The 16,072-nt window shown below is 70.1% G+C and carries 13 protein-coding genes; 9 read left to right on the forward strand and 4 right to left on the reverse strand.

Going from position 1 to position 16,072, the window contains the following annotated elements:
- Positions 1–60: 60 nt before the first annotated feature.
- The 9 genes from BMX96_RS15575 (at position 61) to ileS (ending at position 11,549) form a co-directional block, all read left to right on the forward strand.
- On the forward strand, positions 61–918 hold the full coding sequence (locus tag BMX96_RS15575; protein ID WP_091846326.1) for an ABC transporter permease: 858 nt from the start codon (positions 61–63) through the stop codon (positions 916–918).
- Between the two features lies 1 nt (position 919).
- Positions 920–1,756, forward strand: coding sequence for an ABC transporter permease (locus BMX96_RS15580; protein ID WP_091846327.1), 837 nt, complete (start codon positions 920–922; stop codon positions 1,754–1,756).
- Entirely contained in the window at positions 1,753–2,400 is a 648-nt protein-coding gene (locus BMX96_RS15585; RefSeq protein ID WP_091846328.1) for an aspartate/glutamate racemase family protein, read from the forward strand. The genes BMX96_RS15580 and BMX96_RS15585 overlap by 4 nt, the downstream gene beginning before the upstream one ends.
- A gap of 249 nt (positions 2,401–2,649) precedes the next feature.
- On the forward strand, positions 2,650–2,907 hold the full coding sequence (locus tag BMX96_RS15590; protein ID WP_091846329.1) for a DUF1289 domain-containing protein: 258 nt from the start codon (positions 2,650–2,652) through the stop codon (positions 2,905–2,907).
- Positions 2,908–2,974: 67 nt separating this feature from the next.
- Positions 2,975–4,387 (forward strand): YcjX family GTP-binding protein, encoded by a 1,413-nt coding sequence (locus BMX96_RS15595; protein ID WP_175481770.1) that lies wholly within the window; start codon positions 2,975–2,977, stop codon positions 4,385–4,387.
- A gap of 99 nt (positions 4,388–4,486) precedes the next feature.
- The gene (locus BMX96_RS15600) at positions 4,487–5,524 is read left to right on the forward strand and encodes a YcjF family protein (RefSeq protein ID WP_091846442.1); all 1,038 of its coding nucleotides are present in this window, start codon (positions 4,487–4,489) and stop codon (positions 5,522–5,524) included.
- Entirely contained in the window at positions 5,505–7,133 is a 1,629-nt protein-coding gene (locus BMX96_RS15605) for an FAD-dependent oxidoreductase (protein ID WP_091846331.1), read from the forward strand. Before BMX96_RS15600 ends, BMX96_RS15605 begins: the two co-directional genes overlap by 20 nt.
- 65 nt (positions 7,134–7,198) lie before the next feature.
- A complete protein-coding gene (locus BMX96_RS15610; protein ID WP_236737097.1) occupies positions 7,199–8,359 on the forward strand; it encodes an AI-2E family transporter in 1,161 nt (386 codons plus the stop codon).
- A gap of 187 nt (positions 8,360–8,546) precedes the next feature.
- Positions 8,547–11,549 (forward strand): isoleucine--tRNA ligase, encoded by a 3,003-nt coding sequence (gene ileS / locus BMX96_RS15615; protein ID WP_091846332.1) that lies wholly within the window; start codon positions 8,547–8,549, stop codon positions 11,547–11,549.
- 68 nt (positions 11,550–11,617) lie between these two features.
- Here the strand turns inward: ileS and ccoS are convergent, their stop codons facing one another.
- The 4 genes from ccoS to ccoG are packed head-to-tail and all read right to left on the reverse strand — an operon-like array spanning position 11,618 to position 15,910.
- Positions 11,618–11,794, reverse strand: coding sequence for a cbb3-type cytochrome oxidase assembly protein CcoS (ccoS, locus tag BMX96_RS15620; protein ID WP_091846333.1), 177 nt, complete (start codon positions 11,792–11,794; stop codon positions 11,618–11,620).
- Complete coding sequence (locus BMX96_RS15625) at positions 11,791–13,935, reverse strand: heavy metal translocating P-type ATPase (RefSeq protein ID WP_091846334.1); 2,145 nt, start codon at positions 13,933–13,935, stop codon at positions 11,791–11,793. Before BMX96_RS15625 ends, ccoS begins: the two co-directional genes overlap by 4 nt.
- On the reverse strand, positions 13,932–14,375 hold the full coding sequence (locus tag BMX96_RS15630) for a FixH family protein (protein WP_091846335.1): 444 nt from the start codon (positions 14,373–14,375) through the stop codon (positions 13,932–13,934). The genes BMX96_RS15625 and BMX96_RS15630 overlap by 4 nt, the downstream gene beginning before the upstream one ends.
- Complete coding sequence (gene ccoG, locus BMX96_RS15635) at positions 14,372–15,910, reverse strand: cytochrome c oxidase accessory protein CcoG (RefSeq protein WP_091846336.1); 1,539 nt, start codon at positions 15,908–15,910, stop codon at positions 14,372–14,374. The genes BMX96_RS15630 and ccoG overlap by 4 nt, the downstream gene beginning before the upstream one ends.
- Between the last annotated feature and the right edge of the window lie 162 nt (positions 15,911–16,072).

Consider the following 16,072-nt stretch of genomic DNA (forward strand, 5'->3'; position numbering starts at 1 on the left):
TGATTTCAACGACCTGACGACCGGCGCGCCGACGCGCTCGGACCGGACCGAGGAGAGCACATGCGGCTAAAGAACCGCCACGTCCTGGGATGGCTCGAGGCCTCGCCGCTGGCGCTGGTCCTGCTGCTGTTCCTGGTCGCGCCGATCGTCATGATCGTGATCGTCAGTTTCTGGGGCGCGACCGAGTTCTCGATCTACCCGGCCTTCCAGTTCGACAATTACGAGTTTCTTTTCGGCTCGCCCGTCACCTACCGCGTCTTTCTCGCGACGCTGAAATACGCCTTCATCACCTGGGCGCTGACCTTGGCGATCGGGTTCACGGTCGCGTATTTCCTGGCGTTCCACGTGCGCAGCCTGACCATGCAGATCGCGCTGTTTCTGGTCTGCACGATCCCGTTCTGGACCTCGAACATCATCCGCATGATCTCGTGGATCCCGTTCCTGGGGCGCAACGGCATCGCCAACCAGACACTGATCTCTTGGGGGCTAATCGACGAGCCGCTGGAATGGCTGCTTTACTCCGATTTCGCCGTGATCCTGGCCTTCGTGCACCTCTACACGCTGTTCATGGTCGTCCCGATCTTCAACACCATGATGCGCATCGACAAATCCCTGCTCGAGGCCGCGCGGGACAACGGCGCCTCGGGGCTTCAGACGCTGGTGCACGTGATCCTGCCGCTCACGAAGCCCGGTATCATGATCGGCACCATTTTCGTGGTGACGCTGGTGATGGGCGATTTCATCACCGTGCGTTTCATGTCGGGCTCGCAACGCGCCAACGTGGGGCGGCTGATCTCGAACGATATCGGGCTTCTGCAATACCCATCGGCCGCCGCGACCGCCGTCGTTCTGCTGTGCACCGTGCTGATCGTGATCGCGATCCTGCTGCGCTTCGTCAACATCCGCAAGGAGCTCTGAGATGGAGCGTCGCCCCCGCAGCTTCTACATTCTGGCCGCCTTCTTCGCGCTGTTCGTGCTGTTTCTCTACGGCCCGATCCTGACCATCGGCATCCTGAGCTTCCAGGGGCCGCAGGGCGGGCTGACATTCCCGATGAACGGCGTCTCGCTGCACTGGTTTCGCGACCTGTTCCAGGAGCAGGCGGTCGGCGACATCTGGGGCGCGTTCCGGCGCAGTTTCGCGCTGGGGCTGATGGTGATGGTGACCACGGTGGTCGTGTCGGTCATGGCCGGCCTGGCGTTCCGCAAGCGCTTCGCGGGGTCGGCCCTGCTGTTCTACGCGGCCATCACGTCGCTGGTGATCCCGTCGATCCTGATCTCGCTGGGCGTCGGGCTGATCTTCAACCAGCTGGGGCTCAAGATCCACTGGGCGACGTCCGGCTTCGGGTCGCAGCTGACATGGACGCTGCCCTTCGGCCTGCTGATCATGTTCGCGGTCTTCAACCGCTTCGACAAAAGCTACGAGGAAGCCGCCCGCGACCAGGGCGCGACCTCGTGGCAGACGATCCGCTTCGTGGTGCTGCCGATCATCGCGCCGTCGCTGATCGGGGTGGCCCTGTTCGGGTTCACGCTCAGCTATGACGAATTCGCTCGGACGCTGCTGACCGCGGGCAGCTACAACACGCTCCCGCTCGAGATCTTCGGGATGACGACCAACGTCACGACCCCGGTGATCTATGCGCTGGGCACGCTGACCACGCTGTTCTCCTTCGCCATCATCGCGGCCTGCCTGCTGGGCGTCTGGATCTTGGGCAAGCGCCGGGCGCGGCTGGGCTCGGATGCGGGGAAGGGCGTATGAAGATCGCCTATATCAACCCCAATTCGACCGAAGGCATGACCGACAGTATCGTCGCCACGGCGCGCGAGGCCCTGCCCGACGTCGAGATCTTCGGCCTGACCAACGCCTCCGCCCCGGCCGCGATCCAGGGCAAGGCGGACGGGGACGCGGCCGTGCCCGGCCTGCTGGCGCTGGTGCCGGTGGCCGAAGCGCGGGGCGCCGACGTCATCGTGATCGCCTGCTTCGACGATACCGGCCTGGCCGAGGCGCGCGCGACCGCGGGGTGCCCTGTGCTGGGGATCGGCCAATCGAGCTTCGTCATGGCGCAACTGCTGGGGCTGCGATTCTCGGTCATCACATCGCTGCCCGTCTCGGTGCCAGTGATCGAGGAGAACATCCGCCAGCAGGGGTTCGCGGGATCCTGTGCCTCGGTGCGCGCGAGCGGGCTTCCCGTCCTCACTATCGACGCGGGCGGGACCGATGTGATCGACCGGCTGACCGATGAGATCGCCACCGCGAACGAAAGCGACGGCGCGGCCTGCGCCCTGCTGGGATGCGCCGGGATGGCGCATATCGCGCCGGAATTGTCCGCGCGGTCCCGCATCCCGCTGATCGACGGCGTGGCCGCATCCGCGCGCCTGTCGATGGCCGTTGCCGGCCTGTGAGCGGGCGCCCGGGTCGCCGGGAAGTCCCGACGGCCAGAGGTCGGAGTATTCATCATTCGCGGCCCAGAAGGGGGGGGGCGCTGCCCCCGTCCGCTGGCGCGGACTCCCCCGGAGGTATTTGGAGAAAGATGAAGCCGCAAACGGCTGCGAGACGGTATCGCGGGGCTTTCGTCGCAGCCGATGCCGACTACCTGTGGCGCGGGGAGCGGGCGCACCGGGCGATCCGCCGACACGCGACGAGGGGCCGACATGGCAAAGACGGGCACGAAACCGCCATCGCCCTGCATCGACGTTTGCAAGTTCCGCCGCGAGGGACATTGCATCGGCTGTTCGATGACCAAGGCGCAGAAGAAGATGTTCAAGGAGCTGAAGTCGCCCGCGCACCGGCGCGTCTTCGTTCACATGCTGTCGCATCAGCAGGCCGCCCTGGGCGGTTACGCCCATTGGACCGAAGCCTATCTGAAGAAATGCGCGAAGAAGGGCGTGACCCCGCCCCTTGATGCGTGACCCGCGTGGGCTGGAAGGCGCGGAGGGGGCTGCCTATGTTGTGGGCTGGTACAGGCGGGGGCGCAACTTGATCATCGGTGACATCGCGGACGAAGTCGCACGGCGCGTCGAGCGCGCGGGCAGCGCGGTGTCGGGCGCGTTTCTCGAACCCACCATCCGGCTGGGCGTGACCGGGCTCAGCCGCGCGGGCAAGACCGTGTTCATCACCTCGCTGGTGGCGAACCTGATGAACCGGGCGCGCATGGGGCAGCTGCGCGCGGCGGCGCAGGGCGCGATCCGCGCGGCCTATCTTCAGCCCCAGCCCGACGACACCCTGCCGCGCTTCGACTACGAGACGCACCTGGCCGCGCTGACCGGCCCCGCGCCGCACTGGCCCGACAGCACCCGCGCCATTTCCGAGCTGCGGTTGTCGCTGAAGGTGCAGCCCACCGGCCTGGTGGCGGGCCTGCGCGGGCCGCGCACGCTGCACCTGGATATCGTGGACTATCCCGGCGAATGGCTGCTGGACCTGGGGCTGATCGAGAAGGATTTCGCGCAGTGGTCGCGCGAGACGCTCGAGCGGCTGGAGAACCGCCCGCAGGCCGAGGCCTTCCGCGCGGCGCTGTCCGGGGCGGACCCGGCCGCCAAGCTGGACGAGCCGCAGGCGCAGGCGCTGTCGGCGGCCTTCACCGGCTACCTGCGCGCGGCGCGCGAGGACGGGTATTCGGACTGTACGCCGGGGCGGTTCCTGCTGCCCGGCGACCTGGCGGGCAGCCCCGTCCTGACCTTCGCGCCCCTGCCACCCGGCGAGCACGGGCGCGGCTCGCTGGGGCGCGAGTTCGCGCGGCGATACGAAGCCTACAAGCGCGAGGTGGTGAAGCCGTTCTTCCGCGACCATTTCGCCCGGCTGGACCGGCAGGTCGTTCTGGTCGACGCGCTGGGCGCGATCCATGCCGGCCCGCAGGCGGTCGAGGACATGCGCCGTGCCATGGGCGACATCCTGGGGGCGTTCCGCCCGGGCCAGAACAATTTCCTGAGCCAGATCTTCCTTGGCCGCCGGATCGAGCGGATCCTCTTCGCCGCCACCAAGGCCGATCACCTGCATCACAGCCAGCACGCCAAGCTGACCGCCATCATGGAGGCGCTGTTGTCGGACGCCAAGCGGCGCGCGGATTACGCGGGCGCGACCACCGCCGCCCTGTCCATCGCCGGGTTGCGCGCCACCACCGAGGACACGGTGACCCATGACGGGCGCGCGCTCGACGTGGTGCGCGGCGTATTGCTGGAGGATGGCCGCCGCGCGGCGTTCCATCCCGGCCATCTGCCCGAGGATCCCGCGCATCTTCTGACCCCCGCGCGGCAGGGGGCGCCCGCCTGGCTGGACGAGGACTACGCCATCATGCGCTTCGCGCCCCAGCCCCTGAGCCTGAAGCCCGGCGAGGGGCCGCCGCATATCCGCCTGGACCGGGCGGCGGAGTTCCTGATCGGGGACCGGTTGTGAGCCCGTTTCATCCTCCCGGCGTCGCGCCCGTTCCGACCGCGGCGCAGAAGTATTTGAGGACCAGTGATGTACGGGGCGCGGCGCGATCGGGGGCGTTCCATGGCTGAGCGGCGGGGACCCGTCCTGATCGAGGAGCCGGGCGAGGGGCCCGCGGCTTCGCCCGCGCTGGCGCCGCCGGTGCCCGAGACGGGCGGGCGGGACGACCGGCCCGACGGGCGCGCCATGCGCACCGCCGCCGCGCTGGCCGCGCGCGAGCGTTCGGCCCTGGGGCGGTGGTTCTGGCGGCTGGCGGGCGCTCTTTTCGTCTTCACCCTGTCCCTGACCGCTTGGTCGGCCATCGATGCGCTGCTGGCGCGCAATGCCGTGCTGGGCTGGGTGGCCCTGGTGCTGACCGGGGGGCTGGCGCTGGTCGCGGTCCTGATCGCGTTGCGGGAACTGGCGGCGCTGGCGCGGCTGGCGCGGATGGGACGGCTGCAATCCGAGGCCGAGGCCGCCCTGGCCGAGGGCACGATGGCGCGGGCCCGGGTGGTGCTGGACCGGATCGTGGCGCTTTACCGGGATCGCGACGCGCTCAGCTGGCACGTGGCGCGGGTGGAGGAGCGGCGCGGCGAGGTGTTCGACGCCGACGCGCTGTTCGCCCTGGCCGAGACCGAGCTGCTTGCCCCGCTGGACGCCGCCGCGCGGATCGAGGTCGAGGCGGCGGCGCGGCAGGTGGCCACCGTCACCGCCGTGGTGCCGCTGGCGCTGGCCGACGTGGCCGCCGCGCTGACCGCCAACCTGCGCATGATCCGCCGCATCGCCGAGATCTACGGCGGGCGGGCCGGAACGCTGGGCAGCTGGCGGCTGACCCGGGCGGTGATGACGCACCTGGTGGCCACGGGCGCCGTGGCGGTGGGCGACGACCTGATCAGCTCGGTCGCCGGGGGATCGGTGCTGAGCCGCGTGAGCCGCCGCTTCGGCGAGGGCGTGGTGAACGGCGCGCTGACGGCGCGAGTGGGCGTGGCGGCCATCGAGGTCTGCCGCCCGCTGCCCTTCGCCGCCGCGCCGCGCCCGCAGGTGACGCGGTTGGTGGGGCGGGCCCTGTCGGGCCTGTTCCCCGGGCGGAAGGAGGACGCGGGTGGAGAGCCTGGCGCGTGACCTGGCCGAGATGCAGCGCACGCCGCTGCACGACAGCCACGTGGCCGCCCTGCGCAAGGCGGGGCACGAGATCCGGTACGAGGCGGGCCAGACGGTTCTGCGCGCGGGCGAGGTCCAGCAGGAGTTCATCTTCCTGACGGAAGGCGAGGTCGAGGTGGTCAATCCCTGGACCGACGCGCGGCACCTGCCGCACACGCTGGGTCCCGCTCAGTTCGTGGGCGAGATCGCGTTCCTGACCGGGGCTGTGGCGTCGATGACCTTGCGGGCCTGCGCTCCGACCACCGCAATCGCCGTGCCGCGGGCCGAGATGCTGGCACTCATGCGGCAAATCCCCGAGATGAGCGACATCGTCATCACCGTGCTGGCGGCGCGACGGCGCCGCCAGATCGAGACCGGCGACAGCGCGCTGAAGCTGATCGGTGCGGACGTGGACCGCACCATTCGCGATATCGCTGCCTTCGCCAGCCGCAACCGCATCCCGTTCGAGGACCTGCCGCTGGGCAGCGCTCGGGCCACGGCCGAGGCGGAAATCTGCGCCATCGCGACGGATCGCCCGGCGGTGATTTTCGGGCGCGACGTGGTGATCGAGGATCCGAGCCCCGCGAAACTCGCCCGCGTGCTGGGGCTGGAATTGCGCATCGACGCGGACGAGGTTCTGGACGTGCTGATCGTGGGCGGCGGCCCGGCGGGCGTGGCGGCGGCGGTCTACGCGGGCGCCGAGGGGCTGAGCGCCTTGGTGGTCGAGGATACCGCCGTGGGCGGGCAGGCGGGCACCTCCAGCCGGATCGAGAACTACATGGGCTTTCCCACCGGAATCTCGGGCGGCGACCTGGTCTGGCGCGGCGAGGTCCAGGCGATGAAATTCGGCACCCGCTTCGCCATGCCCGCGCGGGTGACGGCGCTGGTGAAGGGCGCGGACGGCCTGTTCCGCGCGACGCTGAACGACGGGGGCGGCGTCACGGCGCGCGCGGTCGTGGTGGCGGCGGGGGTGCAGTACCGCCGCCTGCCGCTGGACCGGCTGGAGTCGTTCGAGGGCGCCGGGATCTACTATGCCGCCACCGATGTGGAGGCGCGCTGGTGCCGGGGCCGCCCGGTGGTGGTGGTCGGCGGCGGCAACTCGGCGGGGCAGGCGGCCATGTACCTGTCGCGCAGCGTGTCGCACGTGCATGTCCTGGTCCGCGGCGACAGCCTGGCGGCCAGCATGTCGGACTACCTGGCCCGCCGGCTCGAGGCCGACCCGGCCATCACCCTGCATTCCCGCACCGAGATGACGGCGCTGCACGGCGGGGACCAGCTGGAGGCGATCACCCTGCGCGACAAGCTGGAGGGGCGCGATTGGCGGCTCGAGACCGGGGCGGTGTTCGTCATGGTGGGCGCCGCGCCCAATACCGGCTGGCTGCGCGGCCTGGTCGAGCTCGACCGCGCGGGATACGTGGTGACCGGCCCCGCGACCGGCGGGCGCACCGCCTTCGAGACCTCGACGCCCGGCATCTTCGCCGTGGGCGACGTGCGGGCGGGGTCGGTGAAGCGGGTGGCCTCGTCGGTGGGCGAGGGGTCGGTCGTGATCAGCGCGGTGTGGTCGCACGTGGACGCGTTGCGGACCCGGTGAGGGAACCGCGTCCGTTGGTCGCAAGTTGACGCTGGAACCAATTTCACATTCGCGTGGTGTCGCCCATGGCCCTTCCCCCGGTCGATCAGATCGACCCTGACCAGATGAGCGACCCGAGCTGGCGGATCGAGGTGCTGAGCCAGCTGAACCGCATCCGGCGCGCGTTGATCCTGCTGGCCTTCGTGGCGGTGGTCGTGGCCTGCTACTTCGCCCGCGACGTGCTGCTGCCGATCATCCTCGGTCTCATGCTGGCCCTGACGCTCAGCCCCATCGTGCGCACGGCGGGGCGCATCGGCGTGCCCGCGCCGGTGACGGCCGTCCTTCTGATCGTGACCATCGGCGTGGGGCTGAGCGCCGCGGGCTACGCGGCGTCGGGTCCCGTCAGCCGATGGCTGGCCGAGGCGCCCGAGATGGGGCGCGAGCTTCAACTGAAGCTGCGGGGGCTGACCGAGTCGGTGGAGAAGGTCAAGGAGGCCAGCGAAGAGGTCGAGGAGATGGCCGAATCCAACGGCGGTGGCGAGAGGGTGCAGAAGGTATCCATCGAAAGCCCCGGCCTGCTGGACTCGGCCGTCAGCAACGCGGCCTCGGTCGGCACCACCTTCGCCGTGACGCTGGTGCTGGCGCTGTTCCTGCTGGCCTCGGGCGACATGTTCCGCGTGAAGATCGTCGAGGCGCTGCCCAGCATGTCCGACAAGAAGCGCGCCTACCGGATCATGATGGGCGTGGAGAAGGCGATCTCGCGCTACCTGCTGACCATCACGCTGATCAATGCCGGGCTCGGCCTCATCATCTGGGGGCTGATGTGGGCGTCGGGGCTGGACAACGCCTATGTCTGGGGGATCGTGGCCTTCGCCTTCAATTTCCTGCCGTTCATCGGTGCGATGGCGGGCGTATTCCTGGTGTCGGTCTTCTCGCTTCTGGCGTTCCCGACGCTGGGCGCGGCGATCACGCCGCCGCTTCTCTACCTCGCGGCCACGTCGCTGGAAGGGCAGATCATCACGCCCGCGATCCTTGGCCGACGGCTGGAGCTGAACACCGTCTCGGTCTTCGTCACGGTCGTCTTCTGGGGCTGGCTCTGGGGCATCGCGGGGGCGCTGATGGCGGTGCCGTTCCTGGTGGCCGTGAAGGTGATCTGCGACAATATCGACCGGATGAAGACCTGGGGTCACTTCCTCGGATCGTCGGACCTGAGCGTGCGAAACGAGGCGACGCCCGAGACCGCCTGAGCGTTCTTGCCGCCCGGCGCCATCGTGCCTATAAGCGGGCGCAAGATGGCCCGGATCTTTCGCATCATACGAATTATCCGCCCGGTCGCCTGATCGTCTCAGGCTGCCGGGACAAGGCGCATGACCGACTGGCGCGCCGCCCTCATTCCAATCCTGCCCAGACCATCCACTTGCGGGGACCGATCCCATGTGCGCCGACACCACCGACACCAAGACCACGCCCGAATACAAAGACACGCTGAACCTGCCGCAGACCGACTTTCCCATGCGGGCGGGTCTGCCCAAGCGCGAGCCGGAGTGGCTGGCCCGCTGGCAGGAGATCGGCGTCTACGACCGCCTGCGCGAGAAGGACGGGCGGACGCCCTTCACCCTGCATGACGGCCCGCCCTATGCGAACGGCCACCTGCATATCGGTCACGGGCTGAACAAGACGATCAAGGACATGATCGTCCGGTCGCACCAGATGATGGGCTTCGACGCGCGCTATATCCCCGGCTGGGACTGCCACGGCCTGCCCATCGAGTGGAAGATCGAGGAGAAATACCGCGCCAAGGGCCGCGACAAGGATGCCGTCGACGTGGTCGAGTTCCGCAAGGAGTGCCGCGACTTCGCCGCCGAGTGGGTGGACATCCAGCGTGACGAGTTCCAGCGCCTGGGCATCACCGGCAACTGGGCCGAGCCCTACCTCACCATGGATTACCACGCCGAGGCGGTGATCGCGGGCGAGTTCCAGAAGTTCCTGATGAACGGCACGCTCTACCAGGGCTCGAAGCCGGTCATGTGGTCGCCCGTTGAAAAGACCGCCCTGGCCGAGGCCGAGGTGGAATACCACGACCGCCAGGTCGACGCGATCTGGGTCAAGTTCCCGGTGGTCAGCGCCCAGTCCGAGGCGCTGGACAGCGAAGCGGCCGTCGCCGCGGAAGAAGCCCCCCTGGAGGAGCGCGAGGCGATCCGCGCCGCGGTGGACAAGCGGCAGGCGCAGCTGGAATCGGCGTCGGTGGTGATCTGGACGACCACGCCCTGGACCATCCCGCAGAACCGCGCGATCTGCTTCGGCCCCGAGATCGGCTATGGCCTTTACGAGGTCACCGGCACCCCGGACGAATGCTGGGCCAACGTGGGCGACCTGTACCTGCTGGCCGATGCCTTGGCGGATCAGACCCTGTCGGCCGCGCGGCTGGAAGAGGGGCAGTATCGCCGCCTCCGCGACGTGCAGACCGACGAGATCAAGGCGCTGGTCTGTGCCCACCCGCTGCGCGGAGCCGCGGGCGCGGAGGGCGAGTGGGATTTCGACGTGCCGCTGCTGCCCGGCGACCACGTTACCGACGACGCGGGCACCGGCTTCGTGCATACCGCGCCCAGCCACGGTGACGACGACTTCCAGATCGGGCGCAAGCACGGGCTGCCCATGACCTACAACGTGCTGGACGACTCGAGCTACCGCGCCGACCTGCCGTTCTTTGGGGGCGAACAGATCATCAGGCAGAACGGCAAGCCGGGCGGCGCCAACAAGGCGGTGATCGGCAAGCTGGTCGAGGGTGCGCGCCTTCTGGCCCGGTCGCGCCTGACCATCAGCGACGCGCATTCGTGGCGGTCGAAGGCCCCGGTGATACGCCTGAACCGCCCGCAATGGTTCGTGGCCATCGACCGGCCCGTGGGCGACGGTCACGACGACTATGGCCGGACGATCCGCGAGCGGGCGCTGGCCTCGATCGACCAGCTGGTGGAATGGACGCCCAAGCGCGGGCGCAACCGGCTGTATTCCATGATCGAAAGCCGGCCTGACTGGGTGCTGAGCCGCCAGCGCGCCTGGGGCGTTCCCATGACATGTTTCGTGAAGAAGGACACCCAGCCCGACGATCCGGCGTTCCTGCTGCGCGACGCCGACGTGAACGCCCGCATCCTCGCCGCCTTCGAAGCCGAGGGCGCCGATGCCTGGTACGCGCCGGGCGCGAAGGAACGGTTCATCGGCGACGCGGCCGACCCCGAGCAGTACGAGCAGGTGTTCGACATCCTGGACGTGTGGTTCGACTCGGGCAGCACCCACGCCTTCGTGCTGCGCGACCGGCCCGACGGGACGGCGGACGGCATCGCCGACGTCTACATGGAAGGCACCGACCAGCACCGCGGCTGGTTCCATTCGTCGCTTCTTCAGGCTTGCGGCACCATCGGCCGCGCGCCGTACCGCGCGGTCGTGACCCATGGCTTCACGCTCGACGAGAAGGGCAACAAGATGTCAAAGTCGCTGGGCAACACCATCGTGCCCGACGAGGTGGTGAAGCAGTACGGCGCCGACATCCTGCGGCTTTGGGTGGCGCAGACCGACTATACCGCCGACCAGCGCATCGGGCCCGAGATCCTGAAGGGCGTCGCCGACAGCTATCGCCGACTGCGCAACACCATGCGGTTTCTGCTGGGGTCGCTGCCGGAGGAGGTACCCGCGCTGCCCGCCGAGCTGCCCGAGCTCGAGCGGCTGATGCTGCACCGGCTGGCCGAGATCGACGGGCAGGTGCGCGCCGCCTACAAGGCCTACGACTTCCAGCGCGCGTGGCGCACGGTGTTCGATTTCGCCACGCTGGACCTGTCGGCCTTCTATTTCGACGTGCGAAAGGACGCGCTTTATTGCGACGCCGAAGGCAGTCCGCGCCGCGTGGCCTGCGAGGCCGTGATGGGCGAGATCTACCGGCGGCTGGTCACGTGGCTGGCGCCGATCCTGGTCTTCACCATGGAAGAGGTCTGGCTTGAACGGCACCCCGAGGCGGGCGCGTCCGTACACCTGCTGGACATGCCCGAGACGCCCGAGACGTGGCTGGATCCGGCACTGGCCGACCGGTCGCGCATCGTGCGTGGCGCGCGCCGCGTGGTTCTGGGCGCGCTTGAGCAGGCGCGGCGGGACAAGGTTATCGGTTCGAGCCTCGAGGCCGCGCCGGTGGTTCACCTGTCGGGCGAGCACGCGGCCACCATCCGCGACGCCGAGACCTTCGCGGACCTGTGCATCACGTCGCAGATCACCCTGTCGGCCGACCCCGCGCCCGAAGGCGCCTTCACGCTGGACGACGTGCCGGGCGTGGGCGTGGTCTTCGACCGGGCCGAGGGACAGAAATGCGCGCGGTGCTGGAAGGTGTTGCCGGACGTGGGCAGCCACGCCCACGACGATGTCTGCGGCCGCTGCGACGCCGCCCTGGACTAGGGGCTGACGGACGGGCGGGGTGGATCGTGCTGCGCATGATCCACCCCCGCCCGCGCGCGGTGATTTTTCTACGAAGACTCGTGTGCCTGCGGCGCCGGGTGGTCGTCGTGCTCGTCCGACAGGGCGCGGGCCTGGTCGCCGGCCGGATCCTCGTACTGACCGGCGCGCAGCGTCCAGAGGAACGCGCCGAGGCCCAGCAGGCCCAGCCCGGTCGAAACGGGAATCAGGATCGTCAGAACGTTCATTTGAACCGCCTCACCGCGTTCAGGGTCACCGTGATCGAAGACAGGGACATGGCCAGTGCCGCCACGAGCGGCGAGGCATAGCCCAGCACCGCCAGCGGCACCGACACCACGTTATAGGCGACGGCCAGCCCGATATTCTGACGCATCCGCGCCATGGCCGCGCGCGCGGTCCAGAGCGCATCGGTCACGCCGCCCAGCCCGCCGCGCAGCAGCACCACGTCGGCGGCCGAGCGCGCGGCGTCGAGCCCGCTTCCGGGGCTGATCGCGGCGTCGGCCACCGCCAGCCCGCCGGTGTCGTTCAGCCCGTCGCCCACCATCAGCACCCTGTGCCCGGCGGCGCGGCGGTCCGCGATCCAGTCGACCTTGCCCTCGGGCGTCAGCCGCGCCTGCGCCGCCGCGATGCCCAGCGCGCCCGCGATGCGCGCGACGGCGCGGGGGCCGTCGCCTGACAGAAGCGCCATGTCCATGCCGCGCGCGCGCAGGGCGGTGACGGTCGCCTCGGTCTCGGGCGCGATCCGCTCGGCCGTGTCCAGCGGGCGGGGGGCGCCGTCGCCCGTGTCGAGAAAGGCCGAGGGCCCGTCGCTGTCGGGACCGGCCCAGCCGGGGCGGCCCAGCCGGATGCGGCGGGTGCCGTGGGTGGCTTCGAGACCCAGGCCCGGGTGCTCGGTCAGCCCGTCCACCTGAGCGGGCGCAATGTCGCGGGCGTCGGCGGCCGCCACGATGGCGCGGGCCAGCGGGTGGCGCGAGTGCCGGGCGAGGCCGGCGGCCAGCGCCAGGTCGTCGTCGCCCAGTTCCGTCGCGAGCCGCACCTCGCCCGTGGTCAGCGTGCCGGTCTTGTCGAAGGCCACCGTGTCGATCTGCGACAGCCGTTCCAGCGCGGTGTCGGACTTCACCAGGATCCCGTCGCGGAACAGCCGCCCGGTCGCGACGGTCGACACCACCGGCACGGCCAGCCCCAGGGCGCAGGGGCAGGTGATGACCAGCACCGAGATCGCCACGTCCAGCGACAGCCACGCGTCGCCGGTGACCAGCAGCCAGCCCCCGAAGGTCGCCGCGCCCAGCCCGTGCACCAGCGGGGCGTAGAGCCGCGCGGCGCGGTCGGCGATGCCGGCGTAGCGGGTGCGCTGCGCCTCGGCGGTGGCCACGATCTCGGCCATGCGGGAGAGCGCGGTGTCCCGCCCGGCGCGGTCGACGCGGACCTCGACGCTGCCGGTCAGCGCGATCTCGCCCGCCTGCACCGCGTCGCCGATCCCCGCCGGGGCGGGCGCGCTTTCGCCGGTCAGGGCCGATCGGTCCAGGTCGGTCGCGCCGGACAGGATGGTGCCGTCGGCGGGCAGCCTGTCGCCCGGCAGCAGTCGGATGCGGTCGCCTGGCACCAGGCTGTCGGCGGCGACGACCCGCGTGCCGTCGCCCGTGACGAGCAGGGCCTGCGGTGCCTCGAGCGCGGCCAGCTCGGCCGCGGCGGATCGCGCGGCGCCGCGGCCCGCGCGTTCAAGGTAGCGGCCCACCAGAAGGAAGAAGGTCAGCGCCAGTGCCGCGTCGAACCAGCCCGCCCGGTCCGACAGCCCGAAGGCCTGCGCCAGCGACGCGCCCGAGGCCAGCACGATGGCCAGCGAGATCGGCACATCCATGTTCAGCCGTCCCGCGCGCAGCGCCGACAGGGCCGAGCCGAAGAACGGCTGCGCGGCGTAGGCGACGGCGGGAATGGCGATCATGGCCGAAACCAGGTGGAACACCTGCGCCGTGGCCCCCGTGGCGCCGGACCAGACGGCCACCGACATGAGCATCACGTTCATCATCGCGAAGCCCGCCACCCCGATGCGGGTCAGCAGGCGGCGCAGTTCCACGTCGCGGGGCCCGAGGCGGCCCCGGTCCAGCGGTTGCGCCCTGTGGCCCGCCCGCGCCAGCGCGTCGATCAGCACCTGCGACGGCAGGCCCGGCGCGGCGACCGAGACCCGCTTCTGCGTCAGGTTCACCCGCGCCGACAGCACATCGGGCAGGGCGGTCAGCGCCCGCTCGACGCTGGAGATGCAGCCGCCGCAATGGATGTCGGGCAGGTGCAGCAGGTGGGTGGCGTCCGGCGTGGCGGCGCGCGGCCCGGGGACCGCGCCCGCACAGGCGGGGCAGGCGGCGACGCTCATGGGTTGACCCGGATCCGCAGCGCGTGGCGATAGGGCGTGCCGTCTGGCGCACTGGCCGAGATGTCGAGCCTCCAGATCCCCGGCGCGAGAACGGCCCGCGCGGTGCCCGTCGCGTCGAGCTCGAGGGCGGTATCGTCGCGTTGCTCGGTCGGGCGGCCCACATGCACCGAAAGGTCGCGCACCGGGGCGGGCGCACCGGCCGCGTCCAGGATGGACAGGTGCAGCATCCCCTTGCGATAGGCGGCCTGCGCCTCCCATCCCAGGGCGTCCTGCGCGTCGCGCCGGTCCTCGAAGGACTGGCTGGCGACGTAGGAATTGGCGACCTCCAGCCCCGGGAAGCTGCGCACGGCATTCACCGCCAGCGCCAGGTTGACCGAGATGATGATGCCGAAGCCGCCCACGAACATGGCGGCCACGTGGCGCCCTTTCAGTTCGGTCATGGCGTGTCCTTTCCGTTGAAGTTGGTGTCCACATGGGCGCGCTCGCCGCTGGAGAGGTCCTGCACCCAAAGCCGCAGGTCGGTGCGGTCGCGGTTCGCTGCGGGGGCGTCGGGCGGGGCGGTCAGGTAGACGCGGACCCGTTCCTGCGTGTCGGCGGGCACGGTGACGATCTGGCCCGGCGCGCCCTCGACCGACAGCGCGACGGTGGTGTCGAGCGACGGGGACAGCAGGAACGATCTCTCTTCGCCGTTCTTGTTCAGCACCCGCACGTCGTAGGCGTTGCGCACGCTGCCGTCGGACAGGGTCACGAAGGTGGGGTTGCGCACCGGCGCGACCGTCATCTCGATCTCGGGGCGGACGAACAGGGCAAAGACCAGCGCGACGCCCACCAGCGACCAAAGCGCGAAATAGACGATGTTGCGCGGGCGCAGGATGTGGCGCCACGCCGAGACGGGCGCGCCGCCCGCCGCCTCGCGCGGGGCATCGCTGAGCGCGACGTAGTCGATCAGCCCACGCGGGCGGCCGACCTTCTCCATCACCTGGTCGCAGGCGTCGATGCACAGCGCACAGGTGATGCAGGCCAGCTGCTGGCCGTCGCGGATGTCGATGCCCATGGGGCAGACGTTCACGCAGGCGTTGCAGTCGATGCAGTCACCGGGCTGGGCCAGCCGGTCGGGCACCGACAGGCGCGGCGTCGTGGTCGTGTCCGGCACGCCGGGCATGGGGATCAGCGGCGCGCGCCCGCCCAGCTGCGGGCCGGTCACGCGCAGATCTTCGGCCATCTCGCGGCGCTTGAGCCCCTTGCCGCGCGGCTCGCCCCGCCAGTCGCGATAGGCCACGGTCAGCGTGCCGTCATCCATCATCGCGCCCTGGATGCGCGGCCAGGGGCACATGTAGATGCAGACCTGTTCGCGCATGAAGCCGCCGAAGGTGAAGGTCGTGGCGGTCAGGATGGCGATGGTGAACCACGCCACCGGCGGGGCCTGCAGCGTGAAGAGGTCCCGTGCCAGCGTCGGTGCGTCGGCGAAATAGAACACCCACGCGCCACCCGTGGCGACCGAGATCAGCAGCCACGCGGCCCAGGTCGTGCCCTTCAGCCGCAGCTTGCGCCCGGTCCAGGGGGCGTTGTGCAGCTTCATCCGGGCGTTGCGGTCGCCCTGGATCCAGCGTTCGACCACCAGGAACAGGTCGGTCCACACCGTCTGCGGGCAGGCGTAGCCGCACCAGACCCGCCCCAGGGCCGCGGTGAAAAGGAACAGCCCCAGCCCCGCCATGACCAGCAGGCCCGCGACGAAGTAGAATTCGTGGGGCCAGATCTCGATCCAGAAGAAATAGAAGCGGCGGTTTGCCAGGTCGATCAGCACCGCCTGGTCGGGCAGGTTTGGCCCCCGGTCCCAGCGCAGCCAGGGGGTGATGTAGTAGATGGCCAGCGTCACCGCCATGATCGCCCATTTCAGGCGGCGGAACTTGCCGTTCACCCGGCGCGGGAAGATCGGCACGCGGGCAGCGTAAAGCGAGGTGTCTTTGTGGGACATGTGTGGAGAGTCCTTCATTTCGGCCTCTCACTGGCGCCTCGCGCCGGCGTTCGCCTTGATGTGGATCAAAGGAATTGGCGCGACCGGAGCATCCGCCTGCGGCGCCCTGTCGCGCGGGGTCGCCCGGATGCGCCAGGAACGGCCCGCCGCGGCCGCGCGCGC

This window comes from Palleronia pelagia, from assembly GCF_900110115.1.
GTDB classification, from domain to species: domain Bacteria; phylum Pseudomonadota; class Alphaproteobacteria; order Rhodobacterales; family Rhodobacteraceae; genus Palleronia; species Palleronia pelagia.

Bases quoted from the DNA above. Each gene is read 5' to 3' on its own strand.
- BMX96_RS15610 (WP_236737097.1), top strand. From the start codon at position 7,199: ATGGCCCTTCCCCCGGTCGATCAGATCGACCCTGACCAGATGAGCGAC.
- BMX96_RS15575 (WP_091846326.1), top strand. From the start codon at position 61: ATGCGGCTAAAGAACCGCCACGTCCTGGGATGGCTCGAGGCCTCGCCG.
- BMX96_RS15585 (WP_091846328.1), top strand. From the start codon at position 1,753: ATGAAGATCGCCTATATCAACCCCAATTCGACCGAAGGCATGACCGAC.
- BMX96_RS15630 (WP_091846335.1), bottom strand. From the start codon at position 14,375: ATGACCGAACTGAAAGGGCGCCACGTGGCCGCCATGTTCGTGGGCGGC.
- BMX96_RS15625 (WP_091846334.1), bottom strand. From the start codon at position 13,935: ATGAGCGTCGCCGCCTGCCCCGCCTGTGCGGGCGCGGTCCCCGGGCCG.
- BMX96_RS15600 (WP_091846442.1), top strand. From the start codon at position 4,487: ATGGCTGAGCGGCGGGGACCCGTCCTGATCGAGGAGCCGGGCGAGGGG.
- BMX96_RS15590 (WP_091846329.1), top strand. From the start codon at position 2,650: ATGGCAAAGACGGGCACGAAACCGCCATCGCCCTGCATCGACGTTTGC.
- ccoS (WP_091846333.1), bottom strand. From the start codon at position 11,794: ATGAACGTTCTGACGATCCTGATTCCCGTTTCGACCGGGCTGGGCCTG.
- ccoG (WP_091846336.1), bottom strand. From the start codon at position 15,910: ATGTCCCACAAAGACACCTCGCTTTACGCTGCCCGCGTGCCGATCTTC.
- ileS (WP_091846332.1), top strand. From the start codon at position 8,547: ATGTGCGCCGACACCACCGACACCAAGACCACGCCCGAATACAAAGAC.
- BMX96_RS15580 (WP_091846327.1), top strand. From the start codon at position 920: ATGGAGCGTCGCCCCCGCAGCTTCTACATTCTGGCCGCCTTCTTCGCG.